This window comes from Oceanobacillus massiliensis str. N'diop (assembly GCF_000285495.1).
GTDB classification, from domain to species: Bacteria; Bacillota; Bacilli; order Bacillales; family Amphibacillaceae; genus Oceanobacillus; species Oceanobacillus massiliensis.
Map to the genome: position 1 here is coordinate 479,981 of NZ_HE610977.1, position 23,450 is coordinate 503,430.

The 23,450-nt window shown below is 38.9% G+C and carries 22 protein-coding genes and 1 CRISPR repeat array; of the genes, 3 read left to right on the forward strand and 19 right to left on the reverse strand.

Features of this window, described 5'->3' with window-relative positions:
* Window positions 1-63 precede the first annotated feature (63 nt).
* Window positions 64-623: a CRISPR direct-repeat array (repeat unit 32 nt; unit sequence ATTTCAATCCACGCACCCATGAAGGATGCGAC).
* A 168-nt stretch (window positions 624-791) separates the two neighbouring features.
* From cas2 to OMHG_RS07990, 10 genes are all read right to left on the reverse strand, one after another.
* Entirely contained in the window at window positions 792-1,082 is a 291-nt protein-coding gene (gene cas2 / locus OMHG_RS07945) for a CRISPR-associated endonuclease Cas2 (RefSeq protein WP_010649891.1), read from the reverse strand.
* A gap of 9 nt (window positions 1,083-1,091) precedes the next feature.
* Window positions 1,092-2,123 carry a type I-C CRISPR-associated endonuclease Cas1c gene (gene cas1c, locus OMHG_RS07950; RefSeq protein WP_010649893.1) on the reverse strand — a complete coding sequence of 344 codons (1,032 nt, stop codon included), beginning with the start codon at window positions 2,121-2,123 and terminating at the stop codon, window positions 1,092-1,094.
* The gene (cas4, locus tag OMHG_RS07955) at window positions 2,107-2,778 is read right to left on the reverse strand and encodes a CRISPR-associated protein Cas4 (protein ID WP_010649895.1); all 672 of its coding nucleotides are present in this window, start codon (window positions 2,776-2,778) and stop codon (window positions 2,107-2,109) included. The genes cas1c and cas4 overlap by 17 nt, the downstream gene beginning before the upstream one ends.
* The gene (gene cas7c, locus OMHG_RS07960) at window positions 2,768-3,631 is read right to left on the reverse strand and encodes a type I-C CRISPR-associated protein Cas7/Csd2 (RefSeq protein ID WP_010649897.1); all 864 of its coding nucleotides are present in this window, start codon (window positions 3,629-3,631) and stop codon (window positions 2,768-2,770) included. Before cas7c ends, cas4 begins: the two co-directional genes overlap by 11 nt.
* Window positions 3,632-3,650: 19 nt before the next feature.
* Window positions 3,651-5,534 (reverse strand): type I-C CRISPR-associated protein Cas8c/Csd1, encoded by a 1,884-nt coding sequence (gene cas8c / locus OMHG_RS07965; protein WP_010649899.1) that lies wholly within the window; start codon window positions 5,532-5,534, stop codon window positions 3,651-3,653.
* Between the two features lie 4 nt (window positions 5,535-5,538).
* Window positions 5,539-6,249 carry a type I-C CRISPR-associated protein Cas5c gene (cas5c, locus tag OMHG_RS07970; RefSeq protein ID WP_010649900.1) on the reverse strand — a complete coding sequence of 237 codons (711 nt, stop codon included), beginning with the start codon at window positions 6,247-6,249 and terminating at the stop codon, window positions 5,539-5,541.
* A 234-nt stretch (window positions 6,250-6,483) separates the two neighbouring features.
* Entirely contained in the window at window positions 6,484-8,919 is a 2,436-nt protein-coding gene (locus OMHG_RS07975) for a CRISPR-associated helicase/endonuclease Cas3 (RefSeq protein ID WP_010649902.1), read from the reverse strand.
* A 325-nt stretch (window positions 8,920-9,244) separates the two neighbouring features.
* Window positions 9,245-9,628: a DUF2512 family protein gene (locus OMHG_RS07980; RefSeq protein ID WP_010649904.1), complete on the reverse strand. Its 384-nt coding sequence runs from the start codon at window positions 9,626-9,628 to the stop codon at window positions 9,245-9,247.
* Between the two features lie 332 nt (window positions 9,629-9,960).
* Window positions 9,961-10,260 (reverse strand): hypothetical protein, encoded by a 300-nt coding sequence (locus tag OMHG_RS07985; RefSeq protein ID WP_010649906.1) that lies wholly within the window; start codon window positions 10,258-10,260, stop codon window positions 9,961-9,963.
* Between the two features lie 87 nt (window positions 10,261-10,347).
* Window positions 10,348-10,860, reverse strand: a complete 513-nt coding sequence (locus tag OMHG_RS07990; protein ID WP_010649908.1) for a YehS family protein — start codon at window positions 10,858-10,860, stop codon at window positions 10,348-10,350.
* 175 nt (window positions 10,861-11,035) lie between these two features.
* Here OMHG_RS07990 and OMHG_RS07995 point away from each other — a divergent pair, with 175 nt between their 5' ends.
* Window positions 11,036-12,217, forward strand: a complete 1,182-nt coding sequence (locus tag OMHG_RS07995) for an alanyl-tRNA editing protein (protein WP_010649910.1) — start codon at window positions 11,036-11,038, stop codon at window positions 12,215-12,217.
* A gap of 277 nt (window positions 12,218-12,494) precedes the next feature.
* Here OMHG_RS07995 and proC read toward each other — a convergent pair whose 3' ends face one another.
* Together proC and OMHG_RS08005 are read right to left on the reverse strand one after the other, a co-directional pair.
* Entirely contained in the window at window positions 12,495-13,295 is an 801-nt protein-coding gene (proC, locus tag OMHG_RS08000) for a pyrroline-5-carboxylate reductase (RefSeq protein ID WP_010649911.1), read from the reverse strand.
* Between the two features lie 196 nt (window positions 13,296-13,491).
* The gene (locus tag OMHG_RS08005) at window positions 13,492-14,145 is read right to left on the reverse strand and encodes a hypothetical protein (RefSeq protein WP_010649913.1); all 654 of its coding nucleotides are present in this window, start codon (window positions 14,143-14,145) and stop codon (window positions 13,492-13,494) included.
* A 173-nt stretch (window positions 14,146-14,318) separates the two neighbouring features.
* Here OMHG_RS08005 and OMHG_RS08010 point away from each other — a divergent pair, with 173 nt between their 5' ends.
* The gene (locus OMHG_RS08010; protein ID WP_010649915.1) at window positions 14,319-14,546 is read left to right on the forward strand and encodes a hypothetical protein; all 228 of its coding nucleotides are present in this window, start codon (window positions 14,319-14,321) and stop codon (window positions 14,544-14,546) included.
* Between the two features lie 159 nt (window positions 14,547-14,705).
* On the forward strand, window positions 14,706-15,452 hold the full coding sequence (locus OMHG_RS17510) for an EAL domain-containing protein (RefSeq protein ID WP_010649916.1): 747 nt from the start codon (window positions 14,706-14,708) through the stop codon (window positions 15,450-15,452).
* Window positions 15,453-15,488: 36 nt separating this feature from the next.
* Here the strand turns inward: OMHG_RS17510 and OMHG_RS08020 are convergent, their stop codons facing one another.
* Genes OMHG_RS08020 through OMHG_RS08050 form a run of 7 tightly spaced genes read right to left on the reverse strand, consistent with a single transcriptional unit; the run spans window position 15,489 to window position 23,438 of the window.
* Window positions 15,489-15,800 (reverse strand): STAS domain-containing protein, encoded by a 312-nt coding sequence (locus tag OMHG_RS08020; protein WP_010649918.1) that lies wholly within the window; start codon window positions 15,798-15,800, stop codon window positions 15,489-15,491.
* 16 nt (window positions 15,801-15,816) lie between these two features.
* Window positions 15,817-17,889: a FapA family protein gene (locus OMHG_RS08025; protein WP_010649920.1), complete on the reverse strand. Its 2,073-nt coding sequence runs from the start codon at window positions 17,887-17,889 to the stop codon at window positions 15,817-15,819.
* 19 nt (window positions 17,890-17,908) lie between these two features.
* Window positions 17,909-18,742 carry a PP2C family protein-serine/threonine phosphatase gene (locus OMHG_RS08030; RefSeq protein WP_010649922.1) on the reverse strand — a complete coding sequence of 278 codons (834 nt, stop codon included), beginning with the start codon at window positions 18,740-18,742 and terminating at the stop codon, window positions 17,909-17,911.
* A complete protein-coding gene (locus OMHG_RS08035; RefSeq protein ID WP_010649923.1) occupies window positions 18,743-19,069 on the reverse strand; it encodes an STAS domain-containing protein in 327 nt (108 codons plus the stop codon).
* 12 nt (window positions 19,070-19,081) lie between these two features.
* Entirely contained in the window at window positions 19,082-20,662 is a 1,581-nt protein-coding gene (locus OMHG_RS08040; RefSeq protein WP_010649925.1) for a methyl-accepting chemotaxis protein, read from the reverse strand.
* A gap of 5 nt (window positions 20,663-20,667) precedes the next feature.
* The gene (locus OMHG_RS08045) at window positions 20,668-22,122 is read right to left on the reverse strand and encodes a class I adenylate-forming enzyme family protein (protein WP_010649926.1); all 1,455 of its coding nucleotides are present in this window, start codon (window positions 22,120-22,122) and stop codon (window positions 20,668-20,670) included.
* On the reverse strand, window positions 22,119-23,438 hold the full coding sequence (locus OMHG_RS08050) for a phosphopantetheine-binding protein (RefSeq protein WP_161603062.1): 1,320 nt from the start codon (window positions 23,436-23,438) through the stop codon (window positions 22,119-22,121). Before OMHG_RS08050 ends, OMHG_RS08045 begins: the two co-directional genes overlap by 4 nt.
* Window positions 23,439-23,450: the final 12 nt, after the last annotated feature.

The window sequence follows — 23,450 nt, forward strand, 5'->3', positions numbered from 1 at the left end:
CAATCCACGCACCCATGAAGGATGCGACGAAAATACAATCAGGACTATCTCTTCTTAGTTTGTATTTCAATCCACGCACCCATGAAGGATGCGACCATTCAAGTGAATCATTTAAATGCTGATACACAAATTTCAATCCACGCACCCATGAAGGATGCGACCAATGCATGATTTTTGCTTATTAAATTATCCATATTTCAATCCACGCACCCATGAAGGATGCGACGGTATTTGACGAGATAAAATCACGTTGTTCCGGTATTTCAATCCACGCACCCATGAAGGATGCGACAAGAGTCAAAAGGGGGATTAATGTGGGATTTTTATTTCAATCCACGCACCCATGAAGGATGCGACTGGCTACCATATCGCAGCCCCTTTTGGTTAAAAGATTTCAATCCACGCACCCATGAAGGATGCGACCGAGAGAAATAAACGGTAACTTGATGATTTCAGTGATTTCAATCCACGCACCCATGAAGGATGCGACGCGATAGAATTAAGGTTTTTGATGACTTCATGGGAATTTCAATCCACGCACCCATGAAGGATGCGACAAGGTATACCGATCTATGACAACACCAAACGCAAATTTCAATCCACGCACCCATGAAGGATGCGACGGCGATTTTATCTAAAAATAGTCTTAAAATATATCTATTTTTAAATAAAACCTCCATTTTCTTCTTAGAAGAAGAACATAGGTTTCTAAATTATCCTTTATTTATCGCAAAACGAGAAAATTCATAGTGCGAAACGAACTAGAAAATTGTGTGTACTACATGTTCGCACTAGAAAATTAAGGGGCCTTCCAAATCAAGCGATTCCTTAATTCCGACATGTTCGACCTTTGATCGATAGTTATTCCCTAATTGGTAAAATCTCAAACTGTCTTGATCTTCATCGATCATATTGATTAATTCCAGTTTTAATGAAGTAAATTGTGTAGCATCCACAACACATTCGAAAACAGAATTCTGCACACGCTGCCCATAACTTTGACACTTTTTAGCAACTCTTCTTAACCGTTTCCGTCCATTAGCATTTGTGGTACTCACATCATAAGTAATTAATACTAGCAAAAATAACACCTACTTCCACAAAAATGGTGGATATTCATCTATATCATCTCGCAGATAACGTGCTAGCAATAATGCCTGAGCATGTGGGACTAATCCCCATGAAATCTTTTCTCCCAGATAAGGGTGGGTTATCTTCTCTTGCTTCTTATTTTGCCAGGCTGCCACAAACTTTTTCCTTGCCTCATCTTTCATAATGACTGCGCCATTTTCTTTCTTGTGGAAGTCCTCTTTATTCACTACCTTTTTATTTATTAATGAAAGGACGAATCTATCCGCATAGACACCACGCAATTCTTCCATCACGTCTAAAGCAAGGGATGCTCTTCCTGGACGATCACGATGCAAAAATCCTACATACGCGTCTAGTCCAACACCTTCTAAAGCGGAAGACATATCATTAGCCAGTAAAGTATAGGCAAATGAAAGCATTGCATTGACATTATCTACTGGCGGTCTGCGATTACGATAATGAAAATAGAAGTCTTCTTTTTGCTGCAAAATAAATTGATCAAATAATCTATTGTAATTAATAGCCGCTTGACCTTCTAACCCTCTTAACCTATCTAAATCTTCACATTCCCTTATATCTTTCAAAATAGCCGATAACTGTTTGGAAATATTTTTGAATTGAGCCACATCTATCCGTAATGGATAGTCTCTGGTCATTCGTTCAATGATCCATTTATTATTGTAAATTTTCCCTATGATAAAATTACGGGCAATTTTTGCCGATGCAGCTTCATCATCTGACACGCGATATTGTCTTTTCCGTAAAATTACATTACCCTTGCTCTCACCTATTACTCTAGCAAGGAATCTGCCATTCATCGTGAAGAACTGTAAAGAGATATTCCGTTCTGCACAGTATCCCATCAAAGCAGGACTCGCACCTGTATAGCCAAAAGATACCACAGACTCCAAATTATGCAAAGGGACCCTTCCCAGCCTTTCATCTTCCTTAAGCAAGACAATATTATCCCCATCCAGCGATAAATAAACATTCGGCTGTGTGACAAACAGCGTATTAAGAAGTTTCTTCATCGTATATTTTCCCTTCTATATAACTTTTCACAGAACGTTTATTCATCAGTTTTGGAAGACAAATATTTTGAAGGGAGCAGCTTTTACAAAAGGGACCAGTCTTCACTTTTGGAGTATGTCTGCGTTCAAAATAAACCCTCATCTCGCCAGCTATCGATTTTACTTTATCCTTTAATTCTATTGTTATAGGGACTTCTACTCGATGCTTTATTTCGTTATAGTATAGAAACCCTTTATTGACCTCACAAAGAAGCATTTCTTCCAAGCAAATTGCTTGTGCAGCTAACTGCAGAACATCTTCGTCTTTCTGTTTTGGCTTACCGCGTTTATATTCAACAGGGTAAGCCATATATTTTCTATCAGAACCAGATAATTCTATACCTCTTTCGTCCGCAATAAACTCTACCACATCACAAATACCGGATATCTGGAGCTCTTGTGACTTAACCGGCATACCTCGAACAATCAGCTTATCTCCACGTTTCTCACGGATAAATGGTTTGTCTGCTTTCCTATGTAGATATTGCCCCTCGACTGTTCTTACATTTTCTTCCCATTGCTGCTCAATGTGAATAAGAGCCCATTGGCGTTTACAAAATTGAAAATGCTGAATACCAGATAACATCAGAAAATCTTCTTCCTCATTAAAGGCCATCAATGACCTCGGCTTCTAGTCCTTCCAACTCATTCAATTGTACCGTATAATCATCGAATGATTTGGGTTCATCTACATTTGAGCTTATATTTACCAATCGATGCACTTTTGCCGATGAATACTGCCCAAGTTTTGAAGAATGTTCCCACCAAAATACTTTATGAACTTCCATACTGCCTTCAGGCCGCGCAGAGGAAGTATCATTTTCAAATAAGCTCACAAGTGCTTGTTTCACTTTTTCAGCATCTTCATTTGAAAATCCTGTCTTCTCTGCCAATTGTGTATTAATGCTGCCATAAAAAACATAGGTTCCGAAATCAACTCGGTGCTTCATCCCCATCGTGTCGGATCCTCTTTCTTTACCAGATTCCGAATTTACGCTCTTTGTAATCTGCATGCTGGTAATATCAATAGGGTCTACACTTGTAGCTGTATGAATCGAAACTGGTCCTCTGACACCAACAGATACACCCGAACCTTTTCCTTTCCCTTTAAATGCAAATACTTGCCCAAAGCTACGAACATCCAACCACTCAGCGCAGGCTATTTCTGCAAATTCCTCATTCATGCTCTCTTTTGCTTTCAGTATTTTTTCCAATTCAGTTTGTGCTTCCGCTCTATCTTTCAAGCTCTTGTAACTATCCGTTTTTCTATCATTGGACTGAACAAAAATAGCTTCCCCCATATCCTGCAAGCGGTTCCTTATTTTACGCTTTATTGCCACATCCGAAATTTCCCCATAACCATCATAATTCTGTCTTGGCCGGTTACCGTTTAATGGATCTCCATTTGGATTTGCATTATTAACTGTTAAAACAACAGCAAAATCGATTTTATGATCTAAGATTGTCATATTCTTTTCCCCTTCTCTATTAATTAGTTACTTCTTCTGCAGCCTCTGTTTTTTCTTCCTTTTTCTGGTATAAAGCATGGCGTTGACTATAGAATCCAAGCAAGTATTTTCCTGATAACGGCTTATTGTTAAAATCATCAAAATCAATAGCAGAAGCCACTTCATCTATCATTTTTGATAGATTGTGTCCATTCGCACCCAATCTGGCTTGATAGGGCTGCAAGCTCTCTTGAATGGTTTTCCATGTCCTTGCAGGATGTTTTGAGAAAGAATTCATATATCGTATAGCATTACTTGATCTATTATCATCCGATTTTAGTGCACGTCTCTCTAAAACATCCGCAATTGCCAGTAAGCGTCCAAATAAATAATCGCGATTCATATTCTCCGTATCTAAAGCCACTGTATACCCCTCCTCATGTCTATTAATAACTGCACACGTAATACTTAAGGTCTTCTCCCATTCCCATTTTTCCATAGAAACTGGATTTGATGCTCGCTGATAGCAGCTCTTGATTATATCAATCGGTATCTTTTTATCATCTACAACACAAGGCAAGATACGTTCCATTAATCCCTTTACTACCTTTTCATTAGCCCTTGGACCATATGCTGCAAAGGCAATATCCTTGGTTGCTGGCGCTCCCGTAAATTCGATACCCTTTCGATAGCGGTGTTGCCAGATACACGTTGAATGCCATTTTTCTAATCGCTTAAAATAAAGCTCTTTATCCAAATTCCGGTAATAAAGAACCGCCATTCGGCCGGTGGTCGCCGAATCTAAAATCAGAATATTTATATTTGATTTTGTGGTTAAATCACTTTTATATCCATCCAGCATTTTAGCAAATCCTCGAGCAAAATCCTGATTCGTGAAAATTTTTTGTGACGCTTCCTCCTGAACAGGAAAATGCTTTGCCAAAATATCGAATGGGTCTTCCGTTGGGTCAGGCACATCTGGATTATCATTACTCCATACTAAGAAGACACGATTATCTATCGTTTTCCCTTGTCGGTGGATAAGCCACTTTAATGCATTATGAGCCTTTTGGGAAACTTCATAACTGATGCTGGCAACCTCATTGCTTTTGCTGAATCTCCCTCTATAAGTAAAGCCACTTGTATCATTGGCAGATATCAACTTTGCCTTATCCCCGGCATTTCTGATTTTATTTGCGTGCCTTTCCGTACTTGGCAATACTTGTCCAGTAACAAAACATAAATCTTCGTCGCCAAGCTGGTCATTATAAAACTTGATGAAAGAATCATACATGTCAGGGTCATTCCATACCTTCGTCAATATTTCTGCTGGCGAGTGCACATTGAATCGAATGAAGGCAGCATCCTGCCCGCCGGTAATCACTGAAAATATTTCCGGCTTTTGATCATATAAGGCTTCATATTTCTTATCCCAGGTTCCAATAAGCTGTTCATCTTCATCCAAATACAGAACCTTTTCTTTCACCAAATCTTTAATCAATCTCTTTTTATTCAAATACGTATAGATGCTTTTAACTTTTGAATTGCCGAATGGAGAATGTGCCCAGTTTTTCAATTGCTGGATATAGGTTGTGAAGGGTTCTTCCTTTTTTATTTTCCCGCCATATGCGACAAAGTCTCCAGCTACATAGCTTAATTTGTCATGTAATGGATAAGGAGCTACTTTTGACCCGGCTCTGCTTCCGGACTCTTCTGTAGAAGGTATGACCGTATTCACCTTTCCGATAACATCCGCACTGTGAAAGTTCCCATCTTCTGTAATGTTCACTTCAATATGCGCATTTTGTGTGGTATGTGATACTGGCAGTAACATATATTCTTTATCATTTCGTTTTTTTTCAATGATTCCCACTTGTTTCTGATTTGCCTCATAGGTCTCATATAAATTCAGCAGCCAGCTCATTTACTCACCTCTTTTCATATTGATTGTATAATTCCTCAACAGATTCCACATTTGTTGAATCGAATTTTTTAGGTTCCATTTCTGCGATTGGCCGTACGTGATCACATTGATCTGGTCTGATGAACTGGATGACACCGTTCTTCATCACAGGGTTCCAAAGCCGGACTTCCATCTGGTCTCTCCCAGTTTCATCTGGATAATTAATTCCATGGACCATTGTACCGAAGTGAAGATCGCCATAGTTGTCGTAAAACCCTTCTCCTTCCCCAAAAACACAAGGCTCTACATAAGCCTGACACTCTCGGGAACCTAAGAAGATATCCCTTCTGCCTCCTGCATTCAGTGATCGCTTTAGGATATTATGGTGCTTGTGTTCGTTACGATCAAATGCCATATCAGGACGGTGCTCGTTAAAGACAAAATGAGCTCTAACCTGGTACCTCACATTTCTTAGATACGTATAGTTAGCGAGTGTGTTTCCACCTGTGTATTCAATTGGACGGACGCCCTTCGATTCCATCTTAATAGAATTCATAACCCTGACTTCATCAATGATCATAAGCAAAGTGGGTTTCCAATATATCGATTCTGTAATTCCTTTTAACGCTTGATAGGTTGGAGCCTGATAGGAGAATTTTTCACCACCCATTTTCATAAGCGGGTCTGTAAACAACGCATAATCTCCATACACTTCAAATTCAATACAATTCCTCATTATATTCACCTCCTTTCTTTTTTAAAAAATTTTCTTATAATTATCACCTCCTCCCTTTTTAATTTTCTTATAATTCTTATTATAAAGATAAAATCTAAAATGTCAAATAATATAATATATGAACTATATAATTTAGAGTGTCTCATGTTATAATAAATTGTCGCTTTTAAAGCGCGGATTGAAAAATATAGTATATTATTTGAAAACCTATCTTTAAACGCAAAGGATAGGTTTTTAAAATACAAGCGAATCAAGCTGTCCATCATTTTCAAGTACAAGTCCAAATTCTTCGCTATATGAGCCATCTTTCAGTGCAAGAACATTACCATCCAGATAGCTTACCATCCCTCCATTTTTACTTAGTGCTTCCTTTTCAAACTCATAAATGCTAATTGTATATTGCTGTGCTCTTTTTAAGAAAGCCGATAGATCCTCAATGGATTGATTACTGTTTAACTCTGCAATAATTTCTTTTGCATTTCCATAGGGAACGATAACAGAGGTGGTCTGATTGGAAATCACATGAAAGTTTTCTGCAGCTGTTTTATAGCTGTTGGTTATGATAAGATCCAAATTTTTCCCGTATTTGCTCCTGTAAGAATTATAAAATCTATAAGCAGACCTTGGTGCAGATAACAATTCGGTCATTTCTATATCCAACTTTGTAACAGGATAGTTTAAATCTGCTTTAAATTCCGTATAAAATTCCTTGAAATATCGATCCATCGCTTGTTTAGATAATATACTTCCCCCATGAGCCTCTGGATTCCGCTGAATATCAACCAGAATTCGCCTTGTCACTTGCTTGCCCTTCTCAATCTCTTTTAATCGGCTTAAATTTTCTTCTTCATGATCAATAATATAGACATTTTGAATATCCTTTTCCCCATGACGGTTACACCTGCCCGCAGCTTGGGCAATGGAGTCTAAACCTGCCAATGAACGTATAACACAGTCAAAACTTACATCAACTCCAGCCTCAATTAATTGTGTACTAATGCAAATTACTGGCTGTCCTTCCCGAAGATGATTTCTGACCTTTCCTAAAATATCGTTACGATGAGCCGCGCACATAGATGTGCTTAGATGATATAAAGGAACATCAAGATTTTTATCTTTTAATGATAAATATAAGTCTTTGACTACCTTCTTAGTATTTAGGATAACCAATATACTTTGGGCCGTTTTCAGTCTGGACCGGACAAACCCTGTCAGTTTTTGATTGTTATAGGTCTTCTGACTTGCTTCATCGATAATTTCCACTCGTTTAAACGCATTGATAACCGTCTCTAAGTTATCGATAATCTCAGCTTCTAGCGGGATATCCAATTTATGCTCTACAAAGTCAAGTGCTGGTTGCGTAGCAGTACATAGAACAATACTGCAGTGTGCCTTATTCTTTAAAAAGTTTAATGCCTGGTTGAATAAGGAAATACACGATGTCGGCACCTTCTGGACTTCATCGAATATGATAATTGACTCACTCAGATTATGTAACCTTCTTATATGCCTGCTTCCCTTTGCGTAGAAAACATTCAAAAACTGAACCATCGTTGTGAAGATGATTGGAGAATCCCAACTATCCTTTGCCAATTTCAATTTTTGCTGAATATTGATCATGCCATCTTGTAATTCGTCCTCAATAGAATCATCCTCAATTACATTTGAATGATGTTCTAAAATATTGGAATCATCTTTAAGGATGTCCCTGACTTCCTTTGCATTTTGCTCAATGATGGTTGTATAAGGAACGACATATATGATGCGTTTTTTATTATGAAGCTTCCCATGTTTCAAAGCATACCGTAAGCTAGCTAATGTCTTTCCTCCTCCGGTAGGTATAGAAAGTGTATAAATCCCAGATGCTTTTTCTGCATGTTCATCACTTTTATCAGACATTTGCTTTCTAAGCATATTGATAGGCGAATCTGAACCTGGCTTATTTTGAAATGAATCAATCTTGTTCATCAGCCGCTGATAATAGGTCTGAAATAACTCTCTATGATTCGGTTCCGGCTCTGCTTCCTTATTTTCTTCAAATAATCTCGTATTTGTACGGTCAGCATCGATTAGTGCACTATAAACAAATTTCGTTAGAAACATAAACTCTTTCCCTAAATCTTCCGGACGGGAAGCTTCCAAATAGGACTGAATTTCTGTTGCTGCCTTGTCTACGTATGCCTCGAAATCCTGTATCCCAATAACCTGGCTAAAAAATTGCTGTTTGGTATACTCAAATTCTGGCAATTCCTTATTTTGAACTCTATTAAGATAGTTGGAATCCAACTCGGGATTTAGAAAATCCTGCAGATAGCTATGATGTGAAATAATTGCATTAGCTGTAACTTCTGCTAACACTCCTTTATAAATATTTCTTTTTACAGCTTCCTTTGAATGGAAGGACTCGTGTAAGAGTTTTCCTCCGGCAGTTGAGTGATCCACACTCCCTCTTTTTGGCGGTGCGTCAGGATTATTCACCGCATCCAAAATATACGTTCTAAATTCAAATGTATATTTACCAAGGTCATGAAGAAGCCCTGCAAGACCCGTGACATGTTTAATGCCAATCTTTTCGCCATACGATTCTGCCAAATCTCTAACTTCCAATAAGTGCTCTTTAACAGTTTGAATCTTACTGTCGATTTCTCTAATATGCGCAATAGAATTCATACCTATCCCCCTAAATTTTATTTATTCTGAAAATAACAATTATACTTAATCAATGTCGTCTATAAGATTTTAGGCTCTATATGTAACTTTTTAAAAGTATTTATCTTTTTTTGTCTTTATTACTGTTATGGTACTATTTTACCATATAGGGATATTATTCCAATGGAAATTTCTACTTTTATTATAATGTACAAGGTGAACAATAAACTGCACACCCTATAAATAGAATTGTATTTTTTTATTTTGTGCACACAATAAGCCAAGGATGCATCAGCAAATGTGCATCCTTGGCTTCATTATTGTTTATATTCACTTTTCCCCGTCTTTAATGGTTTGATGATGTTTCAAACCGGTGGCTGGTGCCTAGATTCTTCTTCAATATATAGATATGGAAGAAATATTCACCTATCGCCATGATTAGTGCCGAGATAATGGCAGCTCCTGCCAAAGTTCCCGCAGCCATATCAGTTAAAGCCATTCCCAATAACCAAATCACTAGGAAAGCCAAGCCCAAATCTGCTGTAGTTGCTGTCATATTAGATGTTTTTGGCAAAATATAAAGATCTCCAACTGCATAGGAAACTATTCCTAGAATCAGTGTAATAAGGAATACATTCCCAAAGGACATTTCAAAACCCAATCCAAGGACCAAATAAAGGACTACAAGAGTCATGACCCCTTTGATTGCCAATGCTTTTCCATGAACCATCAGGTACCTCTCCTTTTTAGATCATTTTATTAGAAGTAATCTCTTCTTTTATTCCCGTTTTCCTTAAACTGCTCTGTTAACAAAATTCACTTTTGGAACCTGCAGGAATCCTAAAGAACTGATGGCAGGTCTTTTAAAGAATATCTATTCCTCAAAAAACTTGCCAAACTAGTGTTATATAAGTGTATACCCCCATCTGTCTCAATAAAACATATTATGAAAAAAGACAATCACCCGCTAAGTAGTGATTGTCCTTCGATTAAAGCTTGCCTATTAAACTCTTTGCTCTTATTAATGACCTTTCTAATAGGTCTGAAATAGATTCCCTACATTCATACAGACTTCTGTTCAAGTTCCTCTTCATGCATCAATTCAAGCTGTGAAGCTTTTATTTCATTGGCACGTTCTATCATGATCTTTCTGGTAAAATGAATTCCCTCGGCAAAATGATTGCTTCTTTCAATCCTTTTCTCCAGTTCCTTCAATCTTTCTTCTTTTTTGAAAAAGTCTGTTGCCAATATGGATTTATCAGCCAAAGTTATACGCAGCTCTTTTGCTTCTTCTTCCATTCTGAAGACTTCATTCTTTTTCTCCCGATACAAGCTGGATACTTCATCAATTAATCTGTTCAAGTTATCCCCTTCTCATCTCGTTTTTTCTCATTATATCAAATTATATTGTGAAATGTTCCTTTGCACATTAATTTGTTCAGGGTATTTTTACCTATAGCGCATGCTTAAGCCCTTCAAGAAATTTCTGGCAAACCTGTCACCACATTTTCTATAATTAGGATGCCCTTCTTTTCGAAGCAATGCACTTAATTCTCCCTTGTTAATAGTGACACCTGTATCTTTTAAAATTTCCAGCATATCCTCACTTGTTAATGCAAGTGCAATCTTCAGCTTCTTCATCAGTACATTATTGACGCTGCCATCATTCTGTATCATCATTGGCGGACGCTCTGGCTGACCCGGTTTAGGTTCCTGTTTACCCCTTTTAAAGATAATAAGCCCATTCAAAAACGATTCCAGCATGAAATTATCACATGGCATATGATCTGCATTCTCTTCATTAATCTGCTCGTCATCTTCCTTTACTTTGGTAAGGATTTTGCGTACATCCTCTTTGGTTGTTTCAATTCCTCCAAGCCGGAAGATTTCTATCATATCCGTATCTCTTATGTCGAGAGCATATCTCAATCTAATTAAAATATCATTATTATTCATATCCATTTTTTCCATTCCTCCTGATTAGTCCTGTTTGCACGGCGGTCATTAAATAATTAGTTTAACACGTTCCGGGGTCATTTTATAGTTTGACCCAAACCTATATTCATATAATTCTAATATTGGTGTTATACTTAGTTATAATTTAACAGTCGTAATAATTTGGAAGGGACTGGAATCCTTGACTACAAAACTCTACTATTCATCACCAAAGACTGATCAGTGGAAGACTAATATAACGGAAATAATCGAAATAGCGCATGGCTATGATGTCATCTTGGAAGAGACAGCCTTTTATCCGTCTGGAGGCGGGCAGCCTTGTGACTTGGGAAGCATCGACGGTATTACCGTCCTTGATGTCTATATGGATGGAAATGAGGTAGTCCATCGATTGGAGCATCTTCCCGAAACAAGCAATGTTACTTGCATATTAGATTGGACAAGGAGATTCGATCATATGCAGCAGCACAGTGGGCAGCATCTTCTTTCAGCTATTTGCCTGGAACTTTTTCAGACGAAAACAGTCAGCTTCCATATGGGGATTGAGCATGTGACTATTGATGTGGACCAGCCTAATCTGACGAACGAGCAGCTTATCATGATTGAAGAAGAAGTAAATAGACAAATCTATCAAAATAGAAATATCCATCCATATTTTGTAACCAATGAACAGCTTCTCAGTCTCCCGCTTGTTAAACCACCAAAAGTAACAGAAAATGTTCGTATTGTAGAGATTGAAGGCATTGAATATAATGCCTGTGGTGGGACACACGTTGCAAAAACCGGAGAGATAGGAATAATAAAAATTCTTAAGGGCGAAAGACTAAAAGACACTACTCGAATTCATTTTAAATGCGGCTTGCGGGCACTGCAGGAATTTCAGGCAACGATGCAAATCACCAATGCCCTTTCTGAAAAGTTCCATACCGGCAGAAAAGATATTCTCGATCGATTTGGCAAGTGGGAAGAGGAGCTTAATCAGCTTCATGCACGGATTGCCAACTTGGAAGAACAAAATAACAGCTATTTGGAAAAGGAATTGCTCTCGGAAACGGAAGGAAATATTATCAAACATATCTTCTCTGACAAATCGCTAAAAGAACTGCAAAAGCTAGCAGCAAAAATCGCAGCAGAACACCATGTGATTGTACTATTCGCAACAACAGCTGAAAACAAAATCGTCCTGACCCATGACGGTTCTAAAACCCTTTCATGCGGTGCATTCTACAAGGAGCACCTGCCCGCATTTAATGGCAAAGGCGGCGGAAGCCCTAAATCTGCTCAAGCCGGTTTTTCTTCAAATGAAGATGTCTTGCGCTTCTTTCAATTTGTCTATAAAGAGATTCAGCAGGAAATTTTGTGAAGCTGTTTTCTATTCCATTTGAATAAATCAACGCTATGGACACCCTCCGCACCCGGAGATTCCAGGGATTCAATTGGAGAATAATGGTAAATTACTGATGTAACGTGAAAATTACTGATATATATTCAATCGGGTATATATTCAACGCAGTTTGCGCCCATTTTATATATAATCGAAAAAGCCAATCGCGTTAATTATTTTCTCCGATTCTATTAATATCAATGTTTCCGGGCAGCCCTCACTACATGTAAGAGTCGCCTGGTCTTTTTGCATGACGCTATACCTGTTCCATCTTCTTCATATTATCTTTGACAGCCTGAATGACAGCAGTCCGAAAACCACTCATCTCCAGACTGGCAACAGATTCAATGGTTGTTCCTCCTGGTGAACAGACCTCATCCTTTAATTGTCCTGGGTGAACACCCGTTTCAAGTACCATTTTGGCAGAACCAAGCAGTGCTTGTGCTGCAATTTTGTATGCCTTGTCTCTTGGCATACCATGCAGTACGGCACCATCTGCCAGGGCTTCAATAAACATATATCCAAATGCTGGAGAAGAACCGCCAACAGCACTGGCAATGTTCATAAGGCTCTCATCGATTATCTCCGCCCTGCCGAAGCATTCAAACAGCTCTGTTATTTCTCTTTTGTCGTCTTCTGTTACAAATGAATTGAGACTGATGCTTGTCATCCCTTCGCCAACATCAACGGGGGTATTTGGCATAGCCTTAATCATTTTCACCTTTTTTTCGAAACGTTCTTCATTCTGTGCAATAGTTTGACCGGCTGCAATGAGAATGACGATGGTCTCGTCCTGAATATAATCCCTGATTTCCTCTATTATGGCGGGGTATACATCCGGTGTAGCAGATAGGAATACAATGTCGCTTTCCTGTGCAACCGTTCGATTATCTTCCGCTGTTTGAATCCCGTAGTTTTCTTCTAAATCTATTAATTTCAGTTTGGTGCGATTGGATGCATATACATCCTCAGGAACAGCATATCCAGACTTTATGATGCCGCCTATCATTGCTTTTGCCATATTCCCGCTGCCAATAAATCCTATTTTTCGTTTCATGCAAAAAATCCTTTCCTTATAAGCAAATATGTAGACTTAATTGATACATGCCAATATCACAGAAATACTTCTCTATCCTATCATAATTCCAGAGATTGTATCATGATTAAATATCCAGTCTGACAGCCAGGCTGCACTTCTTATTCGTTTACATGAAAAAGACTGCCCTCAACTGACGGCAGCCCTTTACCAATTACTAGCCCTGATAATCATTCATCGAACTGATAGAATCCATATGACTTGCAATCATGGCGATCAATGTGCTCGCTTCCTCTTTGCTGAATGTGATGATGGTTTCATCTTTTACTAAATCCTCTTCATCGTCCCATGTACGATTGATTCGTTTGATGACACCCTCACCCGTATCTTCTGTAATCCCGAACTGATAAGAGATTTCTTCTTCGTCTTCTTTATAGTAAGCTGTAACCTCTGGGGTTTCCCATTCAACATTGATTTCTTCAAAAAATAATTCATCTTCCCCCGATTTTCCGCCTTCTATTTCCGCCTCATCCTCAAGGCTATCTTCAATTGAAAAATCTTCCTCCATATAGTTATGGAAGCTTTCATGGACAGCATCGACGATATCCTCTATATCCTCGAGCATTATCTTGCTTACATGGCCGTATTCCAAGTCAATCGTTTGCATGTAGAATTCTTCATTAAAGGGATCAAAGAAGAGCGTAAAGAAATAATCCCTGTCAACTTCTCCACTGTCTGTAAAGAAGTCTATCCGCGGGTGTTTTGCCCCGCGCTCAATTATCATTCTGCCATTTTCGTCATATTTTTCACATATTGAATTGAGACTATCCTGCAATTCGCCGCAAACCCTGTCAAACCATTCTAACTGCATGTTAATTCCACCTTTTTCATATAGACTATGCTTAGTATGGCCTTTTTGCAGGAATTCTCTCGGCATTTTGCAATAGTTAATTTTTCCCTTTTCCCCCTATCAGAAAGAAGGTATGAAGATAAAGCTTTGGAACAGATTAACATTAGTGACTTATTTAGAAGGAGAGAGATAAATTGGATTATTTAACGCGAGAACAAGCAATTAAAAAGCTAAAGGAACAACTAAGAGAAGATATTGAGGCATATTTTATCGAACAAGAGAAATATGCAGGAGATCACGGAGATTCAAGTTTTTTAGTCCGTAATCGGGAAGGCGAGACTGTACAGGTTGGAATAGACTGGAATAAAGAAGCAGATGAATTGGTCTATACATTAAACGCGAGAGATTCGGATAACGCATGATAACTTGCACGATGAATTTCATCACCTCGATAAAAAGTCCTGTTTTTTGGTTTACATTTATCGAAACAAGGGAATAAGACCTATATAAATCACAGGAAAAAATTCCTCTTTGATACATAACAATCCATATAAACAGTAACATTACGAGGGGGCAGGAAATTGAAAAAAATTGAACAGATTAATTTAGACTATTTAATAGATAATCAAATGATTAACCATTATTTTCAACCAATATATGATATACAATTCAATGGAAAATTATCTGGGTATGAGGCTTTATTGCGCTCTAATTCAGTAAAAAGCAACGAAAGTTTGTTTCATGCAGCCCGAAATTCAAATAGATTATTCGATTTAGATACGGCGTCAATCATTTTGGCAGCAGAGACATGGCACAACCAAATGGAGAGATTATCTCCAAACATGAATCTATTTCTAACTATCCATCCATCAACAATCGTTTCACCAGGCTTTACCGTATTGTCTAGAGAAATTTTCAATTCGGAAGCGATATCACCTGAGCAAGTGGTATTCGTAATCAATGAACCTGCAATAGAAGATTATGCTTCCTTAAAAAGGGCCACTTCCAACTTAAAAAGTATCGGATTCCAGATAGCAGTGAGCAATGTCAGGAGAGAGGTTTCATCTATACAGCAATGCTTAGATCTACAACCGGATATCATAAGGCTTGATGCATGTCTTTCATTCAGACTAGCGGATTCAAGTCATCTGCAGCAGATACTTACTTCATTATTGGACTTCGGTGACTACAACTACCCAAGAATTGCAATAGAATGGATTCAAACCAACAGAGACTTTCCGGTGACAAAATCGTTGGGGGCTGCTTCTGATATTGGGCATCTATCAGAGAAACAAATTAGTAAAAAAAGAGACATTCCAGTAAGCTAATCGCTAATGGAATATCTCTGTTTATCCGATGCTTCTTTATATAAATACTTCATTCCCCAGTATCTCAGGCAATTGGAGAAGTTCAAATATACCAAACACTTCCTCATTCACATTGGAGATAGTAACCCTGATACTGTTTTCTTTTAAAGTATTCACAAGGGTTATTAATAATCCCATGCCTGAAGAATCTACAAATGGCACCTCTTCAAAATTGATATTGACTGACTCCGCATCTGTCAGTTCCGGCATGATTTCTTCATTAATGATTTCTGTACCCTCGATGTCCAGATCACCGTTCAGAGATACCTGATAAAGACTATCATCTTTCAAAACTGAATATTTAAGCATCCTTCATTCTCCCATTCTAAATTCCTTCAAATATTATCTCATCATTGCTATTAATACGGGCTGTAAAGTTCTTCTTTTCTTCCTTAAGTGCCATTATCTTATTTCCAATCTTTAATACGGTCCCTTCAAAAGCCCTTGTTATCTTAATTTGCTGGTCAATCGGTACAGAAATGACTGCCTTTGTCCCGCTATGTGAGCCAACTTCATTAATTGTTGCTCCCAAGCGGCCAAACACTTCTCCGCCGCGAAGTATCCCAGTCACCTTTAAATGTCCTCCCGCATGTACTTTCGTATTTATGCATCCTTTACCGATAATACTGATATCCCCGCTGCAATAAAGGCTGCTGTTGATCGTATCCGAAAGTGTAATATACGAATTCGGCTCAACAGGCACTTCACTGAATTCTTCTAATTCTTTCATTTTTTCGGATAGCTGAACAAGACGTTCCATTGTCGTTATCTGATTGGAGATGGTTAAAAAGATCTGTCTTATGGAAATAGCAACATGGTACCATTCGTCACTATCCAAGTAATCTTTCCCTTTTTCCGCCACTTCTTGATACTGCTTGGCATAGGATAGGAAGTTTTGGAATCTTTTCTCTAATAGAATCGTGATTAGCGGCTGCAATCCAGTAATGGCAAAATCGGATGACTTGAACGCTGGGGACTGCTGCAATTGCTTGATTAAGGCAATCATTTTATTTAACTGTTCATGCATCATTCCCAGTAATTGCCCCAATTCTACGATTAACATGCTGTTTTTACCTGCAGACAATTCAGAGCTGACTACATTTCCCTTTATGGTAATCGACTTGGAAGAAATCAAATTTGCCATGGCAGCGGATTTATGGACAAATATGTCTCCACCAGCCTCAACGGACATATTTTCTTCCACTTCGCCAACGATTTCAATATCTCCGTTAAACCGGATATTTCCAGAGGATAAATCAACATTGCCCCGATGAACAAGCTTCGGTATAATTGCCGCTTTCACCAGGTTTCCCCGTTGTTCGATAGAGGGCCTTCCAGCCTCTGTTGCTACAAGCCGATCATCTACTTCCACGAGATCCTTTAAGATCAGCTTCAATGGATGGGACTGTTTTGCCGGCAATGTTTCATTCTTAACCGTGATACCGGATCTGCCCGGAATTGGGGGATGGATAACTCCGATAATCGCGCCTTTTTCCACCGTAGGTATCAAATTGGTTTCTCTAAAATCGACCTTGCCTCTTTCATCTGCTATAAGACCGTTGTGTGGGTTGACATCCACTTTGATCTCCAGCCAGCCATCCTTTCCGGATTCTGTTTTCCTTCCTGCGGCGATCTCGAATTCACCTGGTTCCGATGTCTGTATCGCAGTCATAATTTCATCATGATTAATGCCGTATGTTATTTGCAGGGCTTCCATTTTTTTGATGACATCATCATAGGTTAAAGTGTTTTTGATTTCTTTCAACTCTTCGGATTCAATCTCAATATGTCTATTGGGGGTGACATCTTTTAATTTGTATGAGATTCTGCAGCCGGGGTCAATCTTAAGTAATGCTCTAAGCTTCTCATCTTCAAATGATAGGGACCATTTAGTATCGGTTACAATAGCATCTTCCAATTTAATCTTAATGCTGTCCTTTTCAGAAAGGACGGTGGATTTCTCCGTGACCACTTCGTTATTCTTAATCAACTGAATACCTTTACCGATTGTGACGGTTGAATATCCTGCAGGTGAATCTTTGACAGTGATTTGACCGTCTTTCACATATACAGTTCCTTCTTCCGCATCAGCAGCAGGTATTCCCGTTTGTTTCGTTTCTGATTGCTTATCCGCAGTTTTTTTCGATTCCCTTTGCAAAAGGGATTCAACCAGATCTTCAGTTGAAGAACTGGCATAATGGAACGTCGGCTGATTTGTTGGCTGGCGCTTTACAAGAGATAGCTTCACGATTGCTTGCTTCTTGCCTATCCCCATAAATCCCTTAACATCTTGTTGAATGATTTCTACATTTACATCCTGTTTTGCCGCCTCCATTATTTTAAGACCCAGCTGAATTGCTTCTTCGATGTTTCTTCCCCTTGAAACAATATTTTCCATTCTGTTACCCCCTTTCCATTTAATTCAGCACAGGGGAATTATAGCTGGTAAGGTCAGCTTTACCCTTGTTTAATTTCAATAGAACCATTGTAATATCATCCCTTTGCGGAGCGCCCTCAATAAATTTTTCGATGGAATTCACTACCGTTTGCTCAATCTCTTTCACTTCAAGCGAAAAGTTCTTAAGCAATGCTTCTTCTAAACGTTCAATTCGGTACATCTCACCGTCATTGTTTTTAGTTTCTGTAATGCCATCTGTATAAAGGAAAACAAGATCATTATCTTCTACCCCAACCGTATTCTCCGTGTATACCGTGTCCTTTAAGCCTCCAAGCATAACGCCGTTTACGTTGGGAACTTCCTTTAGTTCTTTCTCCGAATGAATGATAAGCGGCGGATTATGTCCGGCGCTCGCATAGGTGAACGTATTTGTCTTCATATCCCATTCCGCACATAGTACGGTTACGAAGGATCCTAGCGTACGAAGATCGGAATAGAGAGCTTTATTCATTGCTGTCAGCGTTTCACCAGGGCCTTTGGTACTTTCTGAGGCGCTGCGAAATGCGCCGCGAGTTAGAATCATCAGCATTGCTGCCGGAATCCCTTTACCCATGACATCTCCAATGACGATGCGAAGTCTGCCGTTTGGCAATAGATAGAAATCGAAATAATCTCCGCCAATCAGCCGTGCCGGAATCGACACACCAGAAACTTCCCCATTATCCACCTTAGGTTTTGGACCATTCAACAGTTTCATCTGAATGTTTTGTGCCATCTTAATTTCTCTTTCCAGTGTTTTGTTCATCTGTCCTGCCGAGCTAAGCTTATCAATAGAAAGTTCACGGTTATACAACTATTTCCCCTCCTTTTGCAGTGTCTCCAGAATCTGAAAGACACCAATTGTTTCAAACAATACACTTACCTCATCATTAATGCCTTCCAGTTCAACCTGAAACTGTTTGTCATTTGCCTCATGCACAAGATTAATAATCGAACCAATACCAGTAGAATCGATAAATTCCAATCCCTCAAAATTGATGATAACTTTATCGGTTCCCTCATCAATTAAACGTATTTTTTCATTAAAAGCTTCCATGGTCGCATAATCCAGAATTCCAGAAACGAAAATACGGCATGTCTTGTCCTTTATCGTTATTGCAACGTCAATCATTTCTTCCATTGGAATTCCTCCTTACTTTTGGCTATCATTCAACTGAAACTCTTCTAGGTTCTTAAGCAGCTTCTTCGATATATCTGACAATGATGATGATTGGCCATGCAACGATTTCAATAGATCCGATAACGTAATCGTCATCTCTGTTGTTGAGTTTGATTGTGTCTGAACCAGCTCACGTACTTTGGCAAGATGCATCCGTAATTCCTGATCTTTGGCATCTTCGGTAAGATGTTTCTCCATCTCCTCGATAATATAATTGATATCATCGGTCTTTTCCCTTGCCTCTGTAGTTGCCTCAACAGACATTGTATATACTTTATCTACCGAGTTGTCCGCTTCCGACTCCAGCAAATAGGCATGTCTTTCCGTTTGAATCGCCTGTTCCCTGGTATGTGTCAATACCTTGTTCAATGTCCCAGCCATCTTGTTTGCACTTTCCGACAGTTTGCCTAATTCTCCAATGTCACTGACATCGCTTCGTGCCGTAAAGTCACCCTTTTCCAGTGATTTAATCTGGGAGATGATTTTTGAGATATTGCTGTAAATCTTGTTGAAGAAGCGTGTCGTTGTCAGATACAGAATGACCAATGAAGCAAATCCGAAACCAATCAGGATCAGCGAATAATTCTTGAACGGAGCACTCATTTTGTCATAGTCAAGGGCAACATAGATTACCCGGCCATCATCATAAGGGATGAACATTTTATAGATCTTCTCCCCGTCGTGTTCGTCAATCCTGGTTATCCTCTCGGGATTTTCAGCCATGTTTACCAATACTTGATCATCCGTTACATATTCATAATCACCATAGACAACCTTCTCTAATGGTGGATACATTGCTTCTGCCAAGCTTGGATCAGCGAAGACACGCGGATCCAAAACTGCAGCCTCTTTGGCATATTCGTGCTTGCTGACCACATTTTCTATCCAGGAAGCAGGTCCGACTTCTTCTGTAAATTTATAGACCTCATCTGCTTCTATAAACGGACTTACAATATAATCCGTGCCTGGTTTATGATAGTATGCATATTTGAAAAATTGCGGTTCTTCTCTGGAACCCGACTGAGCAGTGTATAGCACTACGATATTCTCAGCGGAATAACTGGCAGGTGTCATCAATTCAAATTCTTCACCGCTCAGTAGATTTTCCTGGTCAGTATGCCCTTCATCACTAATACCTTTTAAGGTAAAACCTATTTCATCCGGCTCGGTTGACTTAACAACCGAAATAATATCATTTTCATCATAAGTGAAGATATCAACACCTGAAATGCCCATTTGATCCTTCACCTTGTTTAACATTTCCATGCTCACATCTTCGTAATTGTTCGGCAGCTGTTCCCCTATCCCTTCTGATATTAGTTCTATCCGATAGTCGATTTGCTGCTCAATTGCCCGTGACGCTAAATCTGTCTCTTTGATTCCTTGCTCCATTGTATTGCTGATTGTTTCCGCTTCATGCGTCACATTGGTATTTACCTGCCTGTTAATAATATAGAATTGCAGTATACCTGATACGACGGTTATGCTAACCAAAATAATGAATAACTTCAGATTAAACTGCTGACGTAATGTCCTGTTCCGCTTCTTAGCCATGTTCTTTACACCCTCTGAAAGCTCTCTCTATGAATTTTTCGCAAGGTGATTTTATCAACCTTACCATTTGTAACTGGAAATTCCTCTACCTTGATAATTTTGTCCGGTACTTTATACCCTGCAATATGCTGTGTGCAATAATAAGTCAAGTCTTTAACATCCACTTCCTCATTGGGGATAATGAATGCAATAACCTGTTCACCATAGACGGGATGGGCAACACCGATTACGACCGTCTGTTTTACTTTGTCATGACTAGTTAATAAAATCTCAATCTCACCTGGAATTATTTGCTGACCGCCTTTTTTTATCATATCTTTTTTGCGTCCGACAATTTCGATCTTACCTTTTTCCAATTCGGTCACCATATCTCCCATGTAGATTAAACCATCCGCATCAGAATATGTTTTATTCAGTTCCGGATTATTATAATAGGCAACAAAAGATGTCGGTGTTTTGATCAGTAATTCCCCATCCATAATCTTGTATGAATTCTCTTTCGGTATAGTAAATACTACCTTTTCTCTCAAATCGCAGTAGCCCATTGCTCCACCTTCAGAGCTTCCATACATCCCAACAAAGGAGCACTTTTCCATTAATTCAAATTGATTCATGTATTCTTCCGTAATCATTTCACCTGAAAGATGCACTAATTCTAAATTTACCGCAACACTCGGGCTTAATTCTTTCGCAACCTGATAAATTGCCTTAAAGATGGAAGGGGTACTCACTACTTTATTACAGTTTCTTCGTTCCATTAATTGAACCATTTTCAATAGATCGAAAGTATCTGGATAGATAACGGTTGAACCGCTATAGATTCCATAAAATAATGCAGTAATTCCATAGAAAGCTGTTGGAGGTGCGGTTAAAATGACATTATCAGTCGGTTTTAAGCCCATGTACTCCGGTAAAGTTTTATAAGCAGCTTCCAATATATCCGGACGATAGACCATCCCTTTCGGTACACCAGTGCTTCCTGATGAGCAGCAAATCAAACCAATCTCTTTCGTCTCAAGCGGCTTAGGAAGTCCTTCAATAGAATAGTCCTTCCATTCACCATCCGAATCGCTTTCATAGATAATTGTTTCTGTTTCCCGATTCCGTGCCCAAGAAAGAATTTCTTCACCAAATGCAAATCCATTAAACTGATCAATCGTGAAAAATACATGCGGATCCAGGTAATCCAGAATGTCTGTCAAGTCCTCTTTCCGATACTGCCAGCTAATTGGTATTACAATGGCCCCAAGCTTGTTTGCTGCCAGGACCAGTGCCGTGAAGGAAGATATCTCAGGTACGATTAATGCGACCTTCTTATTTCTTAGATCCTTCTCTTGTAGTTTATTTATATAGTAATCTACCTTGTTCTTAATATCATTGACCGTGTAATCACTGGAAAAAGTCGATAATATGACCTTTTCTCCTTCCGAATTAAACAGTCCGTCCATTATCGCCTTCATTTGGTGAACTCCTTTTCTATAACTTGGTATGCATTGGCAACGGTATGGATATTCTCTGCACTTATAAATTTATTGAAGCTTATCCCGGTTTCTTCTGCTAGTTGCACAAATAGATTCACCATGTTCAAGGAATCAATTCCTAAATCATCTCGAAATTTCGATTCCCTGGCGATATGTTCCTGAGGAATATTAGCTAAATCAGATATTAGTTTGGTAAATTCATGGAATGTCACGGTCTTGTTCTCCTTATCTAAAAACCATTCTATCGATAAATAGCGTACATTTGACAATTCAAAATTACAGCAATGTCCTTCATTCGGATACTCTACCAATTCTTTTGGTGACGGAAGACTATTGTAAAAATCATAAATATCCTGATCAGCAACCATGACATCCTTGTTTCCATGAAAAAGGATCACAGGACCATAATCTTTCGTGCTAGTTAAATTAGGCAGTACTCCGCTTTGCTGATGCTCGGTAATGAATGATATCCGTTCCCCAAAATAATTAGGAATCGAAAAACCATTTTCAATTGGAGGACTAACGGCAGCAGCCTTATCCACCTTTGGGTTAGCACTGCCATAAACCGACCAAGCAGCACCAGAGCTTGTCCCGAACAATTGAATCGGCAGATCCGGAAACTTACTTGCGGCATAATCGATTAATTTATCGACAAATAACTTCCAATTGTCTCCCCTAATGGCCAGGCCATTTTGCATGAAGGTCTCTCCCTGTCCAGGTCCATCAAAGCTAACAGTAATGAAATGGGAATCAATAAAATGCTGCTCATAGGAATAAAGCTCTTCCTTGGACGAATCAATCGGATTGATAATAATGATGCAGCCCTTAGGATTTTCAGGAATTCTTATCCTGCCGGGACATGCTATCCCATCTATGATCATCGCGTCAAATGTACAAGGAATCGGCGAAAGACGATCTGCCTTCTCAACAAGTTCAGAGCTTTTCTTATACAAGGCCATCTTTTCAGGGCATCTGTTTGGATATATCCAATAGGCAAGATTGTAATAAAGGGCCGCTAAACGATAGGAATTTTCCGCTGCTTCTATTAATTCTTCTTTTAAATTTTCTTTTAAATCTTCTTTTACGTCCTCTTCCAATACTGCTTCCTGTTTAATCAAAGCCTCCTTGCGATGCTTTTCTCCAAGCTCGCTGAATGCATTCACCCAGTCATCTATCGTCAGCAAAGTTTGCCTGACAGCTTCTATTTCAGAAAGAAGAATTCCATGTGCTACCCAGCGATCCCAGAATCCGTCAAAAAGTCGGGCAGTCATTAAGGTTTTTTCTATTGTTTTCATTGCATTGTTCAT